Here is a 2,399-nt window from a genome sequence, read left to right as displayed (position 1 = left end):
CAGAGCCATATCGCCGTCAACGCCTTCGGACAGAAGGGCGGCATCAAGTCTGGTCGTGGTGGCCGCGCGTTGCTCGCGGGCCTGCTCACCTGCGGCCGATGTGGAAGACGGTTGGGCGTTGTCTATTCGGGCCGGCCTCCGGGTCATCCCTATTACCGCTGCGAACGTATCAACCAGATGCTGGCCAAGCCACGATGCATGACTTTTGGCGCATCTCGCATCGACCCTGCCATAGGCAAAGAGATATTGAGAGCCGTGACGCCGATGGCGATCGAGGCCGCAATGGAAGCTGATCGGGCGCATCGGGATAATCTGGAAGAACGGCACCGCATGGTGGAGCTGGACTTGCAGCAAGCCCGATACGAGGCATCTCTCGCTGAACGTCGCTATGCTGCCTGCGACCCTGATAACCGCCTGATCGCTGCCCAACTCGAGAATAGCTGGGAAGCAGCGCTCAGGCGTGTGGAAGCCTGTGAAGCGGGTTTGGCCCAAGCGCGACAAATCGATCTGGCCGCGCCGGCACCCGATTTTGCTGGCATTGCCACCGACCTGGAGAGCGCTTGGCGCTCGCCTAACGTCGACATGCGTTGTCGTCAGCAGCTCCTCCGCACGCTCGTGACCGATATCATCGCTGATGTCGATGAAGAGCAACGTGAAGTCATTTTGACGATCCACTGGAAAGGTGGCCAACATTCTCAGCTGCGCATTCGCAAACCCAAAGCAGGCGAACATGGCCAGAGTACGCCCGAAGCCGCCCTTGCCATCATCCGCTCCATGGCCACCCGGTGGTCCGATGCAGACATTGCCGCCACTCTCAACCGGATGGGAATGCAAACCGGACAAGGCAAGACCTGGACAGCGCGCCGTGTCGGCTCGCTGCGCACTGTCCACAAAATCCACGGCTACCGATCCGCCGAAAAGAATGGAGAGTGGCTCACGCTGACAGAAGCCGCCAAAAAGCTTGGGGTTACTGCCCATCGGGTCCGTCGACTGATCAAGGAGGGCGTGCTCCCTACCGACCAAGTTGTACCCGATGCGCCGCACCAAATCCGAGCCACGGACCTGGAAAAGGACGAAGTGACCCAGTTCCCGCGTCACAGAGGCCCGTGTCGCATCAAAATGGAAAACCAAAAGTCCCTGTTTCCGGACATTTGAAGAGGAGGTGTAGTATGAATCGGTCGTTGCTATGCCTCGAAGCGCCCGTTCCGCCGCGTTGTTCGTGAGACATATCCGGCCATCTTCGAGGAATGCGGTGAAGGCGGGCCACGCCTTGAGCATATAATCCATGGCCTCGGCCACATCACTGTTCTTCGATAGCTTGGACTGGTTGTCCCGCATCCATTCCTCCAGATCGGCAACCAGCGGTGCGCTGAGTTCCTGCCGAAGGGTGAGACGCTCCTGGGCCGATCTGCCGTTGATGGCGCGTTCTATGTCAAAGATCGCGTCGATACGGCGGACCGCTTCTACGGCCAGCGGCGAGATGACGGCGTTTTTGCGGCGCTTCTTGAGCTGCGCGGCGATATCGGCCAGCTCGAAGAAATAACGGCGCGCGTGGCTCCAGCAAAGGGCGCGGGTCAGCGGCGCCGGCAGGCGGTCGCCATGGAACAGGGCATTATAGCCGGCATAGGCATCAGCCTGAAGAATGCCTCTCCAACCGCGCAGATGGCCCACAGGATGCTCGCCCCGCCGGTCGCGGGAATAATGGAAGATCGCTGCGGGCGGTGCCGGTCCGCCAAAAGGTCGATCATCCCGAACATAGGTCCAGATCCGGCCCGTATCGGTCTTGGTCTTGGCCAGCACTGGCACCGTCGTATCGTCGCCATGCAATCGCTCGGCGGCAAGGACGTGGGCTTCGATCAGCAGATAGAGCGGCATCAGCGCGGCGGTGCAGGTGCCGACCTGATCGGCCAGAGTGGAAAGGCTCAGGTCCACGCCTTCCCGGGCGTAGCGATCACGCTGGCGGTTAAGCGGTTGATGCGCACCGAACTTCTCGAACAGCAGCATCGCCAGGAAGCTGGGACCGAAGAGCCCACGGGGCGTCACATGGAACGGCGCCGGCGGTTGTGTGATCTTCTCACAATCCCGGCAGGAGAACTTCTCCCGCACGGTCTGAACCACCTTCCACTGTCGCGGCACGACCTCAAGCGTCTCGGTGATATCCTCACCCAGCTTGCACAGCCGTTCCGAGCCGCAGCAGGGGCAGGCATCGGGCGCGGCGATGACGACGCGCTCGCGCGGCAGATGCGCGGGCAAGGCCTTGCGGGCGGGCCGCTTGCGCTCGAACGGCGCGACATTGGTCTTCGCCGCTGCCAGGGCAGCCAGAAGCTCATCTTCGCTGGCAGCGGTCTCGCACTCCTCGAACGTCAGTTCCATCTGGGGGTCACTGCACGAAAGTGAAG

At 61.6% G+C, this 2,399-nt stretch carries 1 protein-coding gene and 1 pseudogene; one reads left to right on the top strand and one right to left on the bottom strand.

The features are described from left to right. Window positions 1-69 precede the first annotated feature (69 nt). On the top strand, window positions 70-1,155 hold the full coding sequence (locus SX1_RS24080; protein WP_306302711.1) for a recombinase zinc beta ribbon domain-containing protein: 1,086 nt from the start codon (window positions 70-72) through the stop codon (window positions 1,153-1,155). Between the two features lie 27 nt (window positions 1,156-1,182). On the opposite strand, the pseudogene tnpC reads toward SX1_RS24080, so the two are convergent. Next, window positions 1,183-2,399 (bottom strand): annotated as a pseudogene (gene tnpC, locus SX1_RS23420) (IS66 family transposase); the annotation flags it as partial.

This window comes from Sphingobium xenophagum NBRC 107872 (assembly GCF_000367345.1).
Classification (GTDB): Bacteria; Pseudomonadota; Alphaproteobacteria; order Sphingomonadales; family Sphingomonadaceae; genus Sphingobium; species Sphingobium xenophagum.
The sequence above is the reverse complement of the archived record's forward strand: the minus strand, read 5'-3'. Positions and strand labels throughout refer to the sequence as shown.